Here is a 16,624-nt window from a genome sequence, read left to right as displayed (position 1 = left end):
GGCGGAGCGGGCATAATGGCGCCTTCCCTTACAGGTTCCGCCCCCATGTCCGCAGCCGCCTCCTGTCCTCCCAAGCCCCTGGCCGGCCTCAAGGTCGTCGAGCTGGGCACCCTCATCGCCGGGCCCTTCGCCTCCCGCCTGCTGGCCGAGTTCGGCGCCGAGGTGGTGAAGATCGAGTCGCCGGACGGCGGCGATCCCCTGCGCAAGTGGCGCAAGCTGTACGAAGGCACCTCCCTGTGGTGGTTCGTCCAGTCCCGCAACAAGCAGTCGGTGACGGTGAACCTGAAGCATCCCCAGGGGCGGGACATCGTGCGCAAGCTGGTGGCGGAGGCGGACATCGTGGTGGAGAACTTCCGCCCCGGGGTCATGGAAAAACTGGGCCTCTCCTGGGAGGAACTATCCGCCCTCAACCCGGGCCTGGTCATGCTGCGCCTCTCCGGCTTCGGTCAGACCGGGCCCTACAAGGACCAGCCGGGCTTCGGCGCCGTCGGCGAGAGCATGGGCGGCCTGCGCTACATCACCGGCTTTGCCGACCGGCCGCCGGTGCGCACCGGCATTTCCATCGGCGATTCCATCGCCGCCCTGTGGGGCGTCTTCGGCACCCTCATGGCCCTGCGCCACAAGGAGGTGCAAGGGGGCAAAGGGCAGGTGGTGGACGTGGCCCTGTACGAGGCCATTTTCGCCATGATGGAATCCCTGGTGCCCGAGTTCGACGTCTTCGGCTTCGTGCGGGAGCGCACCGGCAACATCATGCCCGGCATCACCCCTTCCAACACCCACAAGACCCGGGACGGCAAGTTCGTCACCATCGGCGCCAACGGCGATGCCATCTTCCAGCGCCTGATGCGGGCCCTGGGGCGGGAGGATCTGGCCACCGACCCGGGCCTGGCCGACAACGCCGGCCGGGATGGACGCCGGGACGAGGTGTACGCCCTGATCGACGCCTGGGTGGCGGGCCTGGACGAGGCCGAGCTGCTGGCCAAGCTGGAAGCGGCGGAGGTGCCCGCCTCCCGGGTCTATTCGGCGGCCGACATGTTCGCCGATCCCCAGTTCCTGGCCCGGGAGATGATCCAGTCCGCCCGCCTGCCGGACGGCAAGGACTTCAAGGTGCCGGGCATCGTGCCCAAGCTTTCCGCCACCCCGGGCGGCACCGAATGGCTGGGGCCGGGGCTGGGGGAACATACCGAGGCGGTGCTGACCCGGCTCGGCTACGACGCCGAGGCCATCGCCGCCCTGCGCGAGGCCGGGGCAATCTGAGAGAATAGGGGCCTCGGCTTGGGGCCGTTGCCGCTGCCGCCAGGTACTCCGGCGGCGGTTCCGGCCTGAGCCGGAGGGCGGCCGTTTCAGTCCAGCTTGAAGCGCACCGGCAGGATCGCCTCCCGGGGCGCCCCTTCCGGCAGGGCCTTGAGCTGGCGGGCGGCGCCGACGGCGGCCTGGTCCAGCAGGGGCTGGCCGCTGCTGCGCTCCACCCGGGCCGCCTGCACATTGCCGTTGGCGTCGAGGAACAGCAGCAGCAACACCTCGCCCTGCAGGCCCCGGGCAATGGCCTCGGGCGGATACAGGGGCTGCCGCGCCAGCTGGCTGAAGGCGCTGCGGGCGGCGTTCCCCGCCAGGACCGGGTAACCGTTGAAGCTGGCCGGCGGCTCCTTGAAACGGGCCGGTGCCGGTTTGGCCGGGGCCTTTTTCTCGGGCTTGGGCTTGGCGCTTGCAGGTTTCTCCGGTGGCGGCGGCGCTGCTTCTTCCCGGGGCGGTGCCGGCGGCGGTTCCTGGGCTGCAGGCGTTACCGGCGGCGGACGCAGGCGCGCCTGCAACGGCACGGCGGCCCGGGCCGGTGCCGCCGGAGGCGGCAGCAGCAGGAGCGCGGCGGCATGGAGCGCGAGAGAACAGAGAAGGGCGGCGTGAAACCGGTGGAACCGCATCGGCAGTCGCAGAAGGATCGCAAGGGGCCCGTTGCGGGCCGTGAGCAAAAGCGTCTTTAGACCACAAGCCGGGGGGGCGATGCAAGCGCCTTCGGCGGCACAACGGAAGCGAATGATGAAATTTTCCCCCACCCTTCCCACCTGCAGCCCCCTGGCGACGCCGGTCCGGCGCCTCCTCGCCGCCCTGGCCCTCGGCCTGTGTCTCGGCACGGGTCCGGCCCTGGCCCAGCAGGCGGCAGGCTTCCAGCCGCCCAGCCCGATCAGCTTCGGCGTCGCCCTGGAAATGGGCAACCTGGACCAGGCCCGGGAGTGGCTGGATGCGGGCCTGCCGCCGGACTACCAGGCGGACCGGGTCGGCACCGGCCTGATGATCGGCGCCTGGGAGGGCAATGTGGCCCTGATGGAGCTGTTCCACGCCCGGGGCGCCGACCTCAACGCGGTGAACGACAAGGGCGAGCAGGCCCTGCTGCTGGCGGCCTGGAAGGGCCACCTGAAGGCGGTGCAGTGGCTGCTGGAGCACGGCGCCCAGGTGAACCGGGAGGGTTATGCCTGGTCCGCCCTGCACTACGCCGTCTTCGCCGGCCACGCCGAGGTGGCCGAATACCTGCTGAAGCGGGGCGCCGACGTCAATGCCCAGGCCCCCAACGGCTCCTCGGTGCTGATGATGGCCGCCTACGAAGGCAAGGATGCCCTGGCCGTGCGTCTCATGGAATGGGGCGCCGACCCCAGGCTGCGCAACGAGAACGGCCAGACCGCCCTGGACTGGGCCATGAAATACGACCACCTGAAGGTCGCCCGGGTCATCACCAATCCGGAAGAATTCATCGACGCCGCCAACCGGCCCAAGGCCGACTGGGGCGTGGCCCGCAAGTCGGAAAAGGTGCCGGCGGAAATCCAGCGCCTCTTGGAAGTGCGGCGGGCCATGGAGGCCAAGGGCTACGACCTGTCCCGCATCGACCAGCGCATCTCCGCCGCCCGGGCCCGCTACGCCCGCCTGCCCCCCGGCGCCCGGGACCTGCCGCCGGCCATCGGCCTGGAAATCTCCGCCAGCCGTGCCAATCCCCAGGTCCAGAAGGCACGCCTGGTGGGCAAGCCGGCGGCCCCTGCCGCCGCGAAGAAGCCGGTAGCGGCACGGGGCAAGGCCACCCCGGCGAAGAAGCGCTGATGCGCCGTCCCGCCATGGCAGCCCGCTAATGGCCGTCCGGCGGGCGTCTGCGGGGAGGGACTGTTCCTGATTCTCTCCTGGCAGCGGCGTTTCCGCTGCCGGCGCTTGTCGCCGCGGCCAGTTCGGCTGTGGACTACAGATGGCTCACGGCTTCTGGATGATGCAGTCGCGCTCCGTCCGCTTCACCCGTCCGTTGCCATGAAAGACAAAGGCCGCCCGTGGGCGGCCTTTGTCGTTGGGGCATAAGCCTGGAGCCAGCCCGCTCCCGGTCTCAACTGCTGAAGAGGGAGGTCACCGTGGCCGGATTGCTCAGGCCGCCGATCAGCCCCAGGCCGCTCAGGTTGTTGCTGCTGCTGCCGAGCAGGCTGCTCAGCAGGGAGTCGGTGCTGCCGAGGGAGGCGGTCAGGCTGCCCAGGCCGCTGTACTGGCTGAGCCAGTTCTGCTGCTGGTTGAACATGGCGTTGAGCAGATTGCTCTGCAGGTTGGCCGTGCTGAGACCGGCGGTGGTCAGGCTGGGAGCGGCGGACTTGAGCAGGTTGTCCACCGCCAGGGCGCCGTCTTCGCTGACCTGGGCCAGGATGCGATCGGCCACCCCTTCGCCCTTGTCGGTGGAAAAGAGGCTGGCCACCGCGTCCGCATTGCTGCTCAGGGCCGAGCGCAGCTTTTCCGTATCGACGCTGAGGCTGCCGTTGGCATTGCTGCTGATGCCGATGTCCGCGAGCTTCTGGATGTTGCCCGAGCCCGCGGCGGCTCCCGGCGTCAGGGCCTGGCTCAATGTGTTGCGCAGATAGGGGGCCGTCAGGTTGAAGCCGGCGTATTCCCGGGACAGGCTGTTGAGGCCGCTCTGCACGGCGTTGTAGGCCTTGACGAAGTCGGTCACCGCCGCCGCCTGGTCCGCATTGCCGCCGACCGTGAGATTGGTGGTGCCGGTGGCGTTGAGCTTGAGGGTCAGGCCTTCCACCGAGGTGGTGGCCGTGTTGGTGCCGGAGGTGAAGGCGCTGCCGTTCACCGAGCCCTTGGCGTCCTGGGCCTGCTGGGTCAGCAAGAGGCCGTTGCCGCCCGGCGGGCTGCTGAAAAAGTCGGAAAGGGTACTGTCGCCGCTGGCGCTGACGGTGAAGGCATTGCCCGCCCCGCTTTCGCCGGAAAGCTGCAACTGGTAGCCGGTGGGGCCGCTGACCACGCTGGCGGAAACGCCGATGTCGGCCCGGTTGATGGCGGCTGCCAGCCCCTTGACGGTGTTGTCGCCACCATCGATATCCACCGAGGCGCTGCGCCCGTTGGCGAACTGGAAATTGACCGTGGTGTCGGCGCCGCTGCCGATGGCGGTGTATTGGGTGGCCTGGGCGGCGGAGGTGAGCACCTGCTGCTGGGCCAGCTGATCCACCCGCACCGTATAGGCCCCCTGGGCCGTGCCTTCCGCGGCGCTACCCCGGGCCACGGTGGGGGCGGAGGAGGCGACGGAAAGGGAGGAGAAGGCGCCAGGCTTGGTCAGCTTCTCGGCTGCCGTCTGCAGATTGCTGACGGCGCTCAAGGTCTGGCCCAGGCTGGAGACCGTGGTCCAGCTGCTGCCGCTGCCGATGCCGGATACGGAAGAACTCCCCTGGCTGCGGTTGGCAGCTGCGACAGCGCCGAGGGAGGACAGACCGCCCAGGCCGTATAGGCCATAGGGGTTGTAGTAGGCGTAGATGGAGGTGAGACCGCTGCTGTCCATGGCGTACTCCCGGTAAAAGGCAGGGGGACGCTTTCTTTATAGCACCGGCATGGGGCAATTTCCGTGAAATACGAGACATTTGCCGCCAAATGCCTACTTTTTCTCCGTGACTTTACGGGCGTTCTCGTACAGGGGCATGACCTGGGGCAGGTGGCGGCGGATGTCGCCGATGCGGTCCTTGCCGGCCGGGTGGGTGGAGAACCAGGCCAGGTTGCCGCCGCCCCCGGAGGCCTGGCCCATCTTCTGCCACAGGCTGATGCCGGCCCGCGGGTCGTAGCCGGCCCGAGCCGCCAGATCCAGGCCCACCAGATCGGCCTCGCTCTCGTCGTCCCGGGAAAATTTCAGGCTCAGCATGTTGCCGCCGAACTGGAACAGGTCGGCGTACTGGCCCCGGCCGACGAACTGGCCGAGGAGGCTGGCGCCCAGCTGGGTCAGGCCGCTCTTGGCCGTCTGCTCCCGGGCATGTTCGCGCAGGGCGTGGGCCATTTCGTGGCCCATGACCACGGCGATTTCGTCGTCCGTCAACTTCAGGCCTTCCACCAGGCCGGTGAAAAAGGCGATCTTGCCGCCGGGCATGCAGAAGGCGTTGATGTCCCGGGAGCCGATCAGGTTAACTTCCCAGCGCCATTGTCCGGCCCGGGGGTTGAAGCGCTCGGCGAAGGGGATCAGGCGCCGGGCGATGGCCTGCAGGCGCCGCGCCTGGGGGTGGTCCGCCGGCGCCAGGGCCCGCTGCCGGGCGGCCTGCTGCTTCAGCTGCTCGTATTCCTGGCCGGCCTGGCGCTCTATCTGCTCCGCCGGTACCAGCCGGCGCAGGGCCGAAGGCTTGCCCACGTCGATGCCTTCCTGGGCGGCCAGGGGCGCGGCGTTCAGGGCAGCGAGGAGGAGCAGGGCGAGGCAACGGTAGCGGCTGGGCATGGCGGCGACAGGGAGCAATGACGGCATGGAGTTGGGGGCGGCGGCGCCGGCTTCAAGCCCGGGGCGGCGATGGGGACGCATCAACGGCGGTCAATCGAGAAAGCCGGCGGCCCGCAGTTCCCGGGCCATGGCCTGGAGACCGACGTGGGCGCCCAGGGGCAGGCTGACGCCGCGGTCGGTGCACACCTCCGCTTCGCCGGGATTGATGCGGATCAGGGGGGCGCCGCGCATTTCGCCGAACCAGCGCACCGTGGGGATGGCGGTGCCGGCCCCCAGCTCGATCACCACCAGGCGCTGCACCGTGGCCAGCCAGTTTTCCAGGCGCTGGCGCTGCACTTCGGTGCGGCCGGACTGCCAGTTCCAGTCGCCGAACATGAGCACGTTGGGCCGGGCCAGGGCGCCGCAGTCGGGGCAGCGGGGCAGGGGCGAGCGCAGGCGGCAGCGGGCCTCGTCCACCTCCGGCGCGAAATCCGCCGCCGGCCAGATGTGGCCCCGGCAGTCGTGGAAGCACTGCAGGTGGTGCAGGCTGCCGTGGCATTCGGCCACCTGCAGTTCGTCGAAGCCGGCCTTCTGGAACTGGCCGTCCACATTGCTGGTGAAGACGAAGGCGCCCCGCTCCAGGCGCTCGGCCATGGCCCGCAGCAGGGCGAAGCCGGCGTGGGGCGTGGTGCGGCGGTAGAGGTTGAGGCGATGGGCGTAGAAGCCCCAGGCCTGCTCCGGGTCCCGCACGAAGGCGTCGGGGCAGGCGATTTCCTCGAACATCAGGCGCTGCAGCCCCAGGGCCGGGTAGGCCCGCCAGAAGCCTTCCGGGCCGCGGAAGTCCGGCAGGCCCGAATCGATGCCCATGCCGGCGCCGGCCGTGATGAGCAGGCCGTCGGCTTCGAGCACGTACTGGGCGGCAGTGGTGATGGGGTCCTGCATGGGCGGACGTACGGGCGTGGCGGAACATCCAGTGTAATGCCGGCGGCGGCCGCCGCACAGGGGCCGCCGCCGGCCCGGTCCTGCTGCCGCCTCAGCCGGTGGCCAGCTTCATGCCGACCACGCCGGCGATGACCACCGCCATGGCGCCCATCTGCCCGCCGTTGAGCTGGTCGCCGAAGAAGAGGGCGCCGCAGATGGCGACGCCGACGGCACCGAGGCCGGTCCACACCGCGTAGGCGACGCCGGCGGGAATGCCCCGCATGGCCAGGGAGAGCAGGGCCATGTTCACCAGGGTCAGGCCGAGGGAGGCGGCCACGGGCCAGGGGCCGGGATGCTGCTGGATGTATTTGAGGCTCAGGGCCCAGAGGATTTCCGTGACCACCGCCACGGCGAGAATCAGCCAATAGCCGACCATAGCTTGCTCCTGTGCAAGAAGATCGGGCTCAGGGAACGGGACGGGGCGTCTGGAAACCCGGGAGAAGGCGCCGCCGTCCGGGCGCCGCGGCGCCGGGAGGGGCGCGATTATGCCACGGCCGCCGCCGCTTCAGCGGTGCAGCAGGTCCAGCAGGTGGAGGAACAGGTTGATGATGTCCAGGTACAGGCTGATGGCCAGGTCCAGGGCCTTTTCCCAGTCGTTGCGGGGGCTGCGGGTGAGGCGGTTGAAGTCGAACACCAGGTAGCCGACGAAGACGGCGCAGCCGAACAGGGCCAGCAGGCGTCGCCAGCCGTCGGAGATGGAAAACAGCAGGCGGTAGAGGCCCCCCAGGAGCACCAGGGTGAGGCCGGCGAAGAGGGTGCTGCCGAGAAAGGAAAAGTCGATGCCGGCATAGGCGCCCACCAGGAAGGCGGCGAAAGTGAGCATGGCGGTGAGGGCCAGGACCTTGCCCCCCAGGTTCTCGTCCACCGACACCAGGGCCAGGGCCAGCTCGATGCCCGTCAGCAGCGACCACAGGCAGAAGAGGGGCAGGCCGATGGCCAGGTTGTGCTGGCCGACAAAGAGCAGCAGGAGAAAGACCGCCACATCCACCCCCAGCAGCAGCCAGAACCAGGGGGCGACGGTCTGCCAGTCCAGCTCCAGGTCCAGTTCGCCGGATTCCAGCAGACTGCCGCCGACCCAGGCCGCCCGGGCGTAGTAGCACTGGCGCAGCCAGAGGATGAAGAGGAAGGTGCTGGCCTAGGTCAGGGCCAGCTGGATGGTGAGAATGAGGAAGGTCTTGCCGTAGAGGGTATCGAGCATGGCGGGCGCGCTACGGAGAAAATGCAATTATGCCATTGGCGTTACGCAATGGCGGCCCAGGCATCAGGCCAGGGGGCGGAGGAGGGCCCGGCCCCCTGGCTCCGCTATCATGGCGGCTTCCCATTCCTTGCCCCTGCCGCCATGAGCCAACTGGAAGAACTGCGAGCCGTCGTCCGCCAATTCGTCAGTGAGCGGGGCTGGGATCAACACCACAACCCGAAGAACCTGGCCATCGCCATGACCCTGGAGGCCGGCGAGGTGCTGGAGCATTTCCAGTGGCTGTCCGAGGCCGACAGCTTCAAGCTGACGCCGGAACAGCGGCGGGAAGTGGGGCACGAACTGTCGGACGTACTGATGGGCGTGATCCGGGTCGCCGACTTGCTGGAAATCGACCTGGCCGCGGCCTTCGCCGAAAAGATGGAACTCAACCGCCAGAAATACCCGCCGGAAAAGGTGCAGGGGCGGGCGGTGAAATACACGGAGCTTTAGGAGGGGGGCTCCGTCAGCCAGCAGGGACGGGCATGCCCGCCGTGCCATGGCCGGCAGCCGCATCCCTTCTGGTCCTCAGGGCATCAGGCCAGCCAGCTCTTCACCCACGGCAGCACCACGGGCAGCAGCAGGGCGGTGAGGGCGCCGTTGAGGCCCATGGCCAGGGCGGCGAAGGCGCCGCATTGTTCGCTCACCTGGAAGGCCCGGGCGGTGCCGATGCCGTGGGAGGCGATGCCGATGGCGAAGCCGCGCACGGCGTGATCCTTGATGTTGAGGGCGTCGAACAGGTAGCGGGCGCCCACGGCGCCGAGGATGCCGGTGGTGATGACCAGCACCGCGGTGAGGGACGGCAGGCCGCCGGTGCGTTCGGCGATGCCCATGGCAATGGGCGTGGTCACCGACTTGGGCGCCAGGGACAGCAGGGTGGCCAGGCTGGCGCCGAAGAGCTTGCCCACCGCCATGGCCGAGAGGGCGGCGGTGAGGCAGCCGGCCACCAGGGCGATGAGGATGGGCCAGAACATGGCCTTGACCCGCTTGATCTGGGCGTAGAGAGGAATGGCCAGGGCCACGGTGGCCGGACCGAGGAGGAAGTGCACGAACTGGGCGCCGTCGAAATAGGTCTGGTAGGGCGTGCCGGTGATGGCCAGCAGGGCCACCAGGAAAGCCACCGCCAGCAGCACCGGATTGGCCGCCGGGTGAAACTTTGCCTTGCGGTAGAGGGCGAAGGCGCCCTGGTAGGCCAGCAGGGTGACGGTGAGGCCCAGCAGTGGCGAGGCGGAAAGATAGACCCAGATCTGGGCCAGGGGCGCGCCGAGGGCGGTGGCGAGAGGCGCGCTCATGGCCGGGTCTCCCCGCCGGGGGCGGCGCGGCGGCTCAGGGCCTTGAGCAGCAGGCCGGTGAGGGCCAGGGTGACGGCGGTGCTCAGCAGCAGGGAGAGCAGGATGGGCAGCCACTCGTCCTGCAGGCGGTGCAGATGCAGCATGACCCCGGTGCCGGCGGGCACGAACAACAGGGAGAGATGGGAGAGCAGGTTCTGGGAGGTGTGCTGCAGGTCGTGGCCGGGCCCCTGGCGCAGCACCAGGAAGGCGAACAGCAGCACCATGCCAATGACGGGGCCGGGCACGGAGAGGCCCAGGCCGTGGGCGATGACTTCGCCGGCCAGCTGGAACAGCAGGAGTTGGGTGAGGGCGGCAAGCATGGCGCCTCCGGGAAATGGGGAAAGGTCGCCAGTGTATTCCTGCCTGGAAATATCTTTAAGGCCTTAAAAGTTCTTGGATACGATACTTTTATATGGGGAATGGTGCTCCGCCAGGCCCGGGCGCCGATGCCGGGCCGGGGTAGAATGACCCTGTTGTGCCCGTCTCCGGCGGCCAACCGGCCCCCAGCAAGGATTGCGGGCACCTGGAGGCATCATGGATATCTGGATTCTGGTTTTTCTCGTATTGAGCAGCGGCCTGCTGTCCCTGGCTGAAATGGCCGTGGGCGCCAGCCGCAATTCCCACCTGGCCATGCTGGCCGAAGAAGGCTCCCTGGGGGCCGGCACGGTGCTGCGTTTCCGCCAGCATCCCAGCCGCCTGCTGGCCACCACCCAGCTGGGCATCACCGCCCTGGCCATGCTTTCCGGCGTCTTCGGCGAATCCCTGTGGGTGCCCCGGGCCGAGGAATGGCTGCGGCAGAGCCTGGGCCTGGGCGACAGCCTGGCCTACGGCCTGGCCCTGGGCGGCGTGGTGACGGTGATCACCTTCTTCACCCTGGTCTTCGGCGAAGTGGTGCCCAAGCGCCTGGCCCTGGCCAAGCCCGAGGCCACGGCGGTGGCCCTGGCCGGCACCGTGGTGTGGCTGCTGCGTCTGTCCCGGCCCCTGGTGTGGATCGTCTCCTGGGTTTCCGACCGCATCCTCGACCTCTTTCCCAGCAAGGGCTCGGCCGAGGCATCGGCGGCGGACGAGATCCGCTTCCTCATCGAATCCGGGCGCAAGGAAGGGGTGCTGGACCAGACCGAGAGCGAAATCCTGGGCAACGTCTTCCGCCTCGACAACCGCCGGGTCGGCGCCATCATGACCCCGGCCACCGGCATCGCCTACCTGGACCTGACCCTGCCCCGGGAGGCCAACATGAAGGTGCTGCAGGAGCGGGCCGTGTCCCGCTTCCTGGTGTGCAAGGGCGGCCTGGGTACCCCCCTGGGCTTCGTCGAGGGTCGTGAGTTGTTGCAGGCCCTGCTGCGGGACGGCAGCCTGGATTTCGGCAAGCTGTCTCCCAACGCCCCCTTCTACGTGCCCAACAGCCTGTCCCTGATCGGCCTGCTGGAATTCTTCAAGGCCAACCAGACCCAGATCGCCCTGGTGGTAAACGAGTTCGGCGGTACCGAGGGCCTGGTGACCCTCTCCGACCTCATGGGCACCGTGGTCGGTGACGTCCTCTCCGGCGCCGTCGAGGCGCCCATGGCCCTGCAGCGCAGCGACGGCAGCTGGCTGCTGGACGGCCTGCTGCCCATCGACGAGCTGAAGGAACTGCTGGGCCTGGCCGAGCTGCCGGAAGAGGAACTGGGCAACTACCACACCGTCGGCGGCTTCGTGGTGTACCAGCTGGGGCGCATCCCCAAGAAGACCGAATCCTTCGAGTGGGCCGGCTGGCGCTTCGAGGTCATGGACATGGAAAAGAACCGGGTGGACGAAGTCCTGGCCAAGCGCCTGGAGCCCTGAAGCCGCACCGGCAAGGCGGCCCCGGCGGCAGGCGCCGCCGGCGTTTGCAATTGCTTACACCTGCTTACCCATGCCCCATCGGCGGCCCCTTATCCTGACGGCATCTTCCTTCTTCCCCGGTGCCGCGCCATGACCTTCCGCCTCCGCCACCTCCTGTTCCTGCCCTGCTGGCTGGCCGCGGCCAGCGGCGCCTGGGCAGCCGATACGGACAGCCGCCGCGCCGCCGTGGAGCAGACCCTGGACCGCTCGCCCCTGTGCCGGGGCCTGGGCAGTTTCTACTGGGAAATCGGCGACCGCCGCGGCCCCCTGGCCCGGGGCAGCCGCGGCAGCCCGGGGGGACGTCAGATCGGCGCCGACACGGTGATGCCCATCGCCTCCGCCTCCAAGTGGGTGTTCGGCGCCTATGCGGCGGAGCGTTACGACGGCCGCCTGCCGCCCCAGGCGGTGCAGGCCCTGCAGATGCGGGCCGGCGACGACCGCCTGCAGCATCGCTCCTGCGTGCGCAGCAAGACCGTGGCCGAGTGCCTCGCCCAGGGCGACAACGGGGGGCGGGACCCGGCCCACGTGGGCCATTTCAGCTACGGCGGCGGCCATGCCCAGAAACTGGCAGTGGCCCTGGGCCTGGGCGACCTGGACCTGGCCGCCCTCAACCGGGATCTGCACCGGGTGCTGCCGGCGGCGGCCGGCATCGACTATCGCAGTCCCCAGCCCGCCGGCGGCATGGCCGCCTCCGCCAACGGCTACGCCGCCTTCCTGCGGGGTCTCATGGGCGGCAGCCTGCAACTGGGGCATCTGCTCGGGGCCGAGGCGGTATGCACCCAGCCGGGCAGCTGCCCCGGAGCGGTGCGCAGCCCGGTGCCCCGGCCCTGGCATTACAGCCTGCACCACTGGGTGGAGGACGGCCCGGGAGACGACGGCGCCTTTTCCAGCGCCGGCGCCTTCGGCTTCTATCCCTGGATCAGCGCCGACCGGCAGCTCTACGGCATCCTGGCCCGGCAGGCCCTGGAACGGGCCGCCGGGGTGAATAGCGCCCGCTGCGGCGCCGCCCTGCGCCGGGCCTGGGTCAGCGGCGAAGTGCAGGACGGCCCGGCCCCTCTGGCAGACGGGACGCCGCTCGCGGCCGGGCCTGCCGTGGAGGCAGCTCCAGGAAACGGTCGCAGCCGCCCCTTGCTGGAGGCCTGGCGCCGGCGCCGCAGTGTCGAATGAATCTCTGAAGAATGGCTCCCTGCCTGGATGGCCGGGCAGGCCCTGGCGGTAAGGATGGCCGCGTTGCAGGAACAGCGGCAGCGCCGTCAGGCGTGGGGAAAGGACTGGCGTTCGCCCTGGCCGCGGGCAGCGGCGAATGCCGGCGAGCGCGGCGGGTGAGCCCCGGCCAATGGGGGGGCGCTGGTCAGCGCGGGCGGCCGAAGCCAGGTGCGGGAGAAAGCGGGCCGGCTCCCACCGGCCTGCGGGCCTTATTTCTTGAAGGTCTTGTGGCAGCTGCGGCAGGCGTCGTGCACCGCCTCGTAGGCCGGGCGTACCTTGGCTTCGTCCTTGCTGCGGGCCGCTTCCAGCAGCTTGCCGGTGGCGGCGAGGAAGCCCTGGCGTTCCGTCTCGAAGCGGGCCGCTTCGCTCCACACCTTGTCCGTGGCCTTGGTCGGCGGGTAGTTGCTGTCGGCGGTGAAATGGCGCCACGGCCCTTCCTTGGCCGCCTCCAGCTTTTCCGCCGATTGCAGGAAGGCGTCGGCGTCGTAGCGCTTGTCTCGCAGCATCATGCCCATGGGCTCGAAGGCCTTGAGGATGGTGTTGAAGGCTGCCCGACGCTGGGTCACGGGCTTGTCCGGATGGGTATCGGCCGGCTCGCCGCAGGCGGTGAGCAGCAGGGGCAGGGCCAGGGAGAGAAGCAGGATTTTTTTGCGCATCGGGGTTCCGGGCGTTGGGCTGGGGTTGGGCAGGCGCCGCGGTGCGGCACGGGACGATTCAGGGCGGCATTATGCCGGGGACGGGCGGGCCTGCCTGTAACAGAGTTGGTCCGGCCGCTTCGGGCGGCCGGACAGGGCTTGGGCCGCCTCAGGCCCGCAGCAGTTCCTCCAGCCAGGCCAGCATCTGGTCGATCTCCTCCCGGCTCACCGTCAGGGACGGCATGAAGCGCAGCAGGTGGGGCCGCGGCGCGTTGAGCAGCAGGCCCTCGGGGCCCCGCTCCCGGGCCGCCTCGACGATGGCCGGGCCCCGTTCGTCGGCCAGCAGCAGGGCCCGCAGCAGGCCTTGGCCCCGTTCGCCCCGGAGACCGAGCCGGTCGGAGAGGCGCTGCAGCCCGGCGCCCAGGTACTCCCCCTTGGCCGCCACCTCATCGAGGAAGCCGGGGGCCGTCAGCACTTCCAGCACGGCGACGCCGACGGCGGTCATCAGCGGATTGCCGTTGTAAGTGCCGCCCTGGTCGCCGGCCTCGAAACAGCAGACCGATTCCTTGGCCAGCAGGGCCGAGAGGGGTACGCCGCCGCCGATGCCCTTGCCCAGGGTCATGATGTCCGGCTCGATGCCGGCGTGCTGGTGGGCGAAGAGCTTGCCGGTGCGGCCCATGCCGGTCTGCACCTCGTCCACGATCAGCAGCAGGCCCCGGTCGTCGCAGATCTGCCGCAACAGTTGCAGGAATTCCACACTGGCCGGCACCACCCCGCCTTCGCCCTGGATCGGCTCCAGCATGATGGCCACGGTGCGCTCGTTGATGAGGGCCGCCACCGAATCCAGGTCGTTCAGCTGGGCCTTGGGAAAGCCCGGCACCTGGGGCGCGAACAGGGTGTCCCAGCCCGGTTTGCCGGAGGCCGACATGGTGGCCAGGGTGCGGCCGTGGAAGCCGCCGGCGAAGGTGATGATCTCGTGGGCGCCGCCCCTGTGCTTCTGCCCCCACTTGCGCGCCAGCTTGATGGCGCCCTCGTTGGCCTCGGCCCCGGTGCTGGCGAAGAAGACCCGGTCGAAACAGGAGTGGGCGGCCAGGTCGGCAGCCAGCTTCAGGCTGGGTTCGTTGTAGAAGGCCGGGCTGGGGTTGATCAGCTTGCCGGCCTGGCTCGCCAGGGCCTCGACGATGGCCGGATGGCCGTGGCCCAGGCAGTTCACCGCCCAGCCCTGGACGAAGTCCAGGTAGCGCTTGCCCTGCTGGTCCACCAGCCAGGAACCGCGCCCTTCGGCGAAGACCAGCTGGGGGCGCTGGGTGATCCACATCAGGGCGTTGGCGGCAGGGGCGGCGGCGAAGGGTGTTTCCATTGCTTCTTTCTCCTTGCGGGATGGTGAAAAAACAAAAAGGCCACGGGGTTGCCGTGGCCTTTGGGTAGGGAAGTCGGAGGACTTCGGGGATGCTGCCTTACCTGGGGACGAGCGACGGCGACCGGGCGAAATGCCGGCGGCGTCGGGAGGCGGAACAGGTGTGGGTCAGGAGGTCCATGGCGCAACTTTGCCACAGCCGGTGTGGGCCCGGCGTGAATTTTTCGTAACAGTGTGTCATTGCGGCCCTAGGCGGCCAGGATGTGGCCCAGGGTGCGTACGCCGATGCCGACGCAGGCGCCCAGGGCTGCCGGCTTCCACACGGCGGCGACGCGGCGGCCGGCGGAGATGATCACCGCCACCCCGGGCACGTCGAAGGGATGGATCAGCCAGCCGGCGCTGGCGTTGAGCAGTTCGGCGCTGACCTGGCCGCTGCGCCGCATGTCGTCCATCACCCCCATCATGGCGGTGCCGCCGGCCAGGACCTTGGTCAGGCTGGGCAGGATCAGCACCGGGTCGATGGCCGCCAGGGCCAGCAGCGGGGTCAGCCACTGGGTCAGCAGGTCGATGGCGCCGAAGCGCTTCAGGGCGGTGACCGCCACCAGGGACAGCACCAGCATGGGAATGGCGCCCACGGCGATCTTGAAGGCCTCGGCCCCGGCCCGGTTGATGACGTCGAGCACGCCCTTGGCGTCTTCCGCCACCGGGTGGTGCAGGGTTTCGTCCAGCCGCGCCTCCTCCGCCGAGAGGCCGCGGCCGAAGAGGTAGTAGGTGGCCGCCGCGGCCACCAGGCCGCCGAGGAGGGAAAAGGCCAGGGTGGTGCCGAAGTTGAGGCCCATGGTCATCATGGGAAAGGCCGCATTGGCCTGGGACATGGCGAAGACCATGGCCAGGGTGGCGGCGATGTGGCGGTTGGAGACGCCCCGCTGCTCCATCATGGAAAGGGTGGCCATGGGGGCGGCGAAGCTGACGAAGTTGATCTGCAGGGCGGCGAACACCCCCAGGCCGGTGAGGCCGAAGGGCTTCAGGGCCGGGGCCAGCCAGGCCACCACCTTGTCCACCACGCCCCGGGCCTCCAGCAGGCGCATCAGGGAGAGCATCACCACCATCACCGGCAGCAGCACGAAAAGGGACAGTTCGACGGCGGAGCGGCCGGCCTTGAGGATGATGTCGACGAGGATTTCCATGGGGATTTTTGGTCCCGGCTCGGCCGCGGGTGAACTTCGCCGCCGTCCGGGGTTCTATAGTTGTAGGTGCAGCCGCTAGCTTCTCGTCATTACCAACTGGAGGTCAAGCATGGACTTCCCTACCCCCACCATGAGCAATCTCTTCGCCCAGCTCGGCCTGCCGGCCGACGGGCTCTCCATCAACCGCTTCATCGAGCAGCACGGCCCCCTGCCGGAAAATGTGCTGCTGGCCGACGCCCCCTTCTGGACGCCCTCCCAGGCCGCCTTCCTGCGGGAGGAAATCCTGGAGGATGCGGACTGGGCCGAGGTGGTGGACGAACTCAACGCCCGCTTCCATGGCTGAGCCCGATCCTGTCCAGTTGGCTCCGCCCCTGCCGCAAAAGCCCCGGGCCGTGCTGATCGACCTGGCCGGAGTGCTGCATGTGGGCGACCACGCCGTGCCCGGCGCTGCCGCCGCTTTGCAGCGCCTGCGGTCCAGCGGCCTGCCCCTGCGCTTTCTCACCAATACCACCCGGTCGCCGCGCCAGGCCCTGGTGCAGTTGCTGCACTCCATGGGCCTGGCCGTGGCGCCGGAAGAAATCCAGACGGCGGTGCGGGCCACGGCCCAGCTGGTGCGCCAGCGGGGGCTGCATCCCCACTACCTGGTGCATCCGGCCATCGCCGAGGAGGTGGGTCCCAGCCACCCCGAGCCGGACGCGGTGGTGCTGGGGGATGCGGGAGAACATTTCACCTTCGATGCCCTCAACCGGGCCTTCCGCCTGCTGCAGGCCGGCTGCCCCCTGATCGCCATGGCCCGCAACCGCTATTTCCAGGAACCGGACGGCCTGACCCTGGACCTGGGGGCCTTCGTCGCCGCCCTGGAATACGGGGCCGGGGTGCGGGCCGAAGTGGTGGGCAAGCCGGCGGCGCCCTTCTTCCTCGGCGCCCTGGCCGAACTGGGCGTGGTTCCCGGCGAGGCGGTGCTGATCGGCGACGACCTGCGGGACGACATCGGTGGCGCCCAGGCCGTGGGCATTCCGGGAGTGCTGGTGCGCACCGGCAAGTTCCGCCCGGCGGATGAAAGCGCCGGCGACATCCGGGCCGCCCGGGTGGCGGACGATTTTGCCGCGGCGGTGGCGCTGTTGCTGGGAGAGGGCTGAGGTGG

General features: G+C 69.4%; 18 protein-coding genes. 7 read left to right on the top strand and 11 right to left on the bottom strand.

The window, feature by feature from the left end:
* Positions 1-45: 45 nt before the first annotated feature.
* Positions 46-1,257, top strand: coding sequence for a CaiB/BaiF CoA transferase family protein (locus AZSP09_RS08425; RefSeq protein WP_152089754.1), 1,212 nt, complete (start codon positions 46-48; stop codon positions 1,255-1,257).
* An 86-nt stretch (positions 1,258-1,343) separates the two neighbouring features.
* Here AZSP09_RS08425 and AZSP09_RS08420 read toward each other — a convergent pair whose 3' ends face one another.
* The gene (locus AZSP09_RS08420) at positions 1,344-1,919 is read right to left on the bottom strand and encodes an energy transducer TonB (RefSeq protein WP_152089753.1); all 576 of its coding nucleotides are present in this window, start codon (positions 1,917-1,919) and stop codon (positions 1,344-1,346) included.
* Positions 1,920-2,031: 112 nt separating this feature from the next.
* Between AZSP09_RS08420 and AZSP09_RS08415 the strand changes: the two genes are divergently transcribed.
* The gene (locus AZSP09_RS08415) at positions 2,032-3,084 is read left to right on the top strand and encodes an ankyrin repeat domain-containing protein (RefSeq protein WP_172974725.1); all 1,053 of its coding nucleotides are present in this window, start codon (positions 2,032-2,034) and stop codon (positions 3,082-3,084) included.
* A 271-nt stretch (positions 3,085-3,355) separates the two neighbouring features.
* On the opposite strand, the gene fliD is transcribed toward AZSP09_RS08415, so the two are convergent.
* The 5 genes from fliD to AZSP09_RS08390 all read right to left on the bottom strand — a co-directional run bounded on the left by fliD (position 3,356) and on the right by AZSP09_RS08390 (position 7,703).
* Positions 3,356-4,795: a flagellar filament capping protein FliD gene (gene fliD, locus AZSP09_RS08410; RefSeq protein WP_130459088.1), complete on the bottom strand. Its 1,440-nt coding sequence runs from the start codon at positions 4,793-4,795 to the stop codon at positions 3,356-3,358.
* A 93-nt stretch (positions 4,796-4,888) separates the two neighbouring features.
* A complete protein-coding gene (locus tag AZSP09_RS08405; protein WP_232058872.1) occupies positions 4,889-5,791 on the bottom strand; it encodes a M48 family metallopeptidase in 903 nt (300 codons plus the stop codon).
* A 9-nt stretch (positions 5,792-5,800) separates the two neighbouring features.
* A complete protein-coding gene (locus AZSP09_RS08400) occupies positions 5,801-6,631 on the bottom strand; it encodes an SIR2 family NAD-dependent protein deacylase (protein WP_152089751.1) in 831 nt (276 codons plus the stop codon).
* Between the two features lie 91 nt (positions 6,632-6,722).
* The gene (locus tag AZSP09_RS08395; protein WP_014235158.1) at positions 6,723-7,046 is read right to left on the bottom strand and encodes a DMT family transporter; all 324 of its coding nucleotides are present in this window, start codon (positions 7,044-7,046) and stop codon (positions 6,723-6,725) included.
* Between the two features lie 129 nt (positions 7,047-7,175).
* Complete coding sequence (locus AZSP09_RS08390) at positions 7,176-7,703, bottom strand: Bax inhibitor-1 family protein (protein WP_269473831.1); 528 nt, start codon at positions 7,701-7,703, stop codon at positions 7,176-7,178.
* Positions 7,704-8,009: 306 nt separating this feature from the next.
* Here AZSP09_RS08390 and AZSP09_RS08385 point away from each other — a divergent pair, with 306 nt between their 5' ends.
* Positions 8,010-8,357, top strand: a complete 348-nt coding sequence (locus AZSP09_RS08385) for a nucleotide pyrophosphohydrolase (RefSeq protein WP_130459086.1) — start codon at positions 8,010-8,012, stop codon at positions 8,355-8,357.
* 83 nt (positions 8,358-8,440) lie between these two features.
* Here the strand turns inward: AZSP09_RS08385 and AZSP09_RS08380 are convergent, their stop codons facing one another.
* On the bottom strand, positions 8,441-9,196 hold the full coding sequence (locus AZSP09_RS08380; protein WP_152089749.1) for an LrgB family protein: 756 nt from the start codon (positions 9,194-9,196) through the stop codon (positions 8,441-8,443).
* Positions 9,193-9,555, bottom strand: coding sequence for a CidA/LrgA family protein (locus tag AZSP09_RS08375; RefSeq protein ID WP_152089748.1), 363 nt, complete (start codon positions 9,553-9,555; stop codon positions 9,193-9,195). Before AZSP09_RS08375 ends, AZSP09_RS08380 begins: the two co-directional genes overlap by 4 nt.
* Before the next feature lie 214 nt (positions 9,556-9,769).
* Between AZSP09_RS08375 and AZSP09_RS08370 the strand changes: the two genes are divergently transcribed.
* Positions 9,770-11,056: a hemolysin family protein gene (locus AZSP09_RS08370; RefSeq protein ID WP_014235153.1), complete on the top strand. Its 1,287-nt coding sequence runs from the start codon at positions 9,770-9,772 to the stop codon at positions 11,054-11,056.
* A gap of 129 nt (positions 11,057-11,185) precedes the next feature.
* Positions 11,186-12,262: a hypothetical protein gene (locus AZSP09_RS08365; protein WP_197739073.1), complete on the top strand. Its 1,077-nt coding sequence runs from the start codon at positions 11,186-11,188 to the stop codon at positions 12,260-12,262.
* A gap of 248 nt (positions 12,263-12,510) precedes the next feature.
* Here the strand turns inward: AZSP09_RS08365 and AZSP09_RS08360 are convergent, their stop codons facing one another.
* From AZSP09_RS08360 to AZSP09_RS08350, 3 genes are all read right to left on the bottom strand, one after another.
* A complete protein-coding gene (locus tag AZSP09_RS08360) occupies positions 12,511-12,957 on the bottom strand; it encodes a c-type cytochrome (RefSeq protein ID WP_152089747.1) in 447 nt (148 codons plus the stop codon).
* Between the two features lie 148 nt (positions 12,958-13,105).
* Positions 13,106-14,296: an acetylornithine transaminase gene (locus tag AZSP09_RS08355; RefSeq protein WP_152089746.1), complete on the bottom strand. Its 1,191-nt coding sequence runs from the start codon at positions 14,294-14,296 to the stop codon at positions 13,106-13,108.
* Between the two features lie 245 nt (positions 14,297-14,541).
* Entirely contained in the window at positions 14,542-15,480 is a 939-nt protein-coding gene (locus tag AZSP09_RS08350) for a nucleoside recognition family protein (protein ID WP_152089745.1), read from the bottom strand.
* Positions 15,481-15,589: 109 nt separating this feature from the next.
* On the opposite strand from AZSP09_RS08350, the gene AZSP09_RS08345 reads away from it, so the two are divergent.
* The gene (locus AZSP09_RS08345) at positions 15,590-15,823 is read left to right on the top strand and encodes a DUF2789 domain-containing protein (protein WP_014235148.1); all 234 of its coding nucleotides are present in this window, start codon (positions 15,590-15,592) and stop codon (positions 15,821-15,823) included.
* Entirely contained in the window at positions 15,816-16,619 is an 804-nt protein-coding gene (locus tag AZSP09_RS08340) for a TIGR01458 family HAD-type hydrolase (protein ID WP_152089744.1), read from the top strand. Before AZSP09_RS08345 ends, AZSP09_RS08340 begins: the two co-directional genes overlap by 8 nt.
* Positions 16,620-16,624: the final 5 nt, after the last annotated feature.

Source organism: Azospira sp. I09, from assembly GCF_009177135.1.
Taxonomy (GTDB): domain Bacteria; phylum Pseudomonadota; class Gammaproteobacteria; order Burkholderiales; family Rhodocyclaceae; genus Azospira; species Azospira oryzae.
This window is presented reverse-complemented; position numbering and strand designations above follow the sequence as displayed.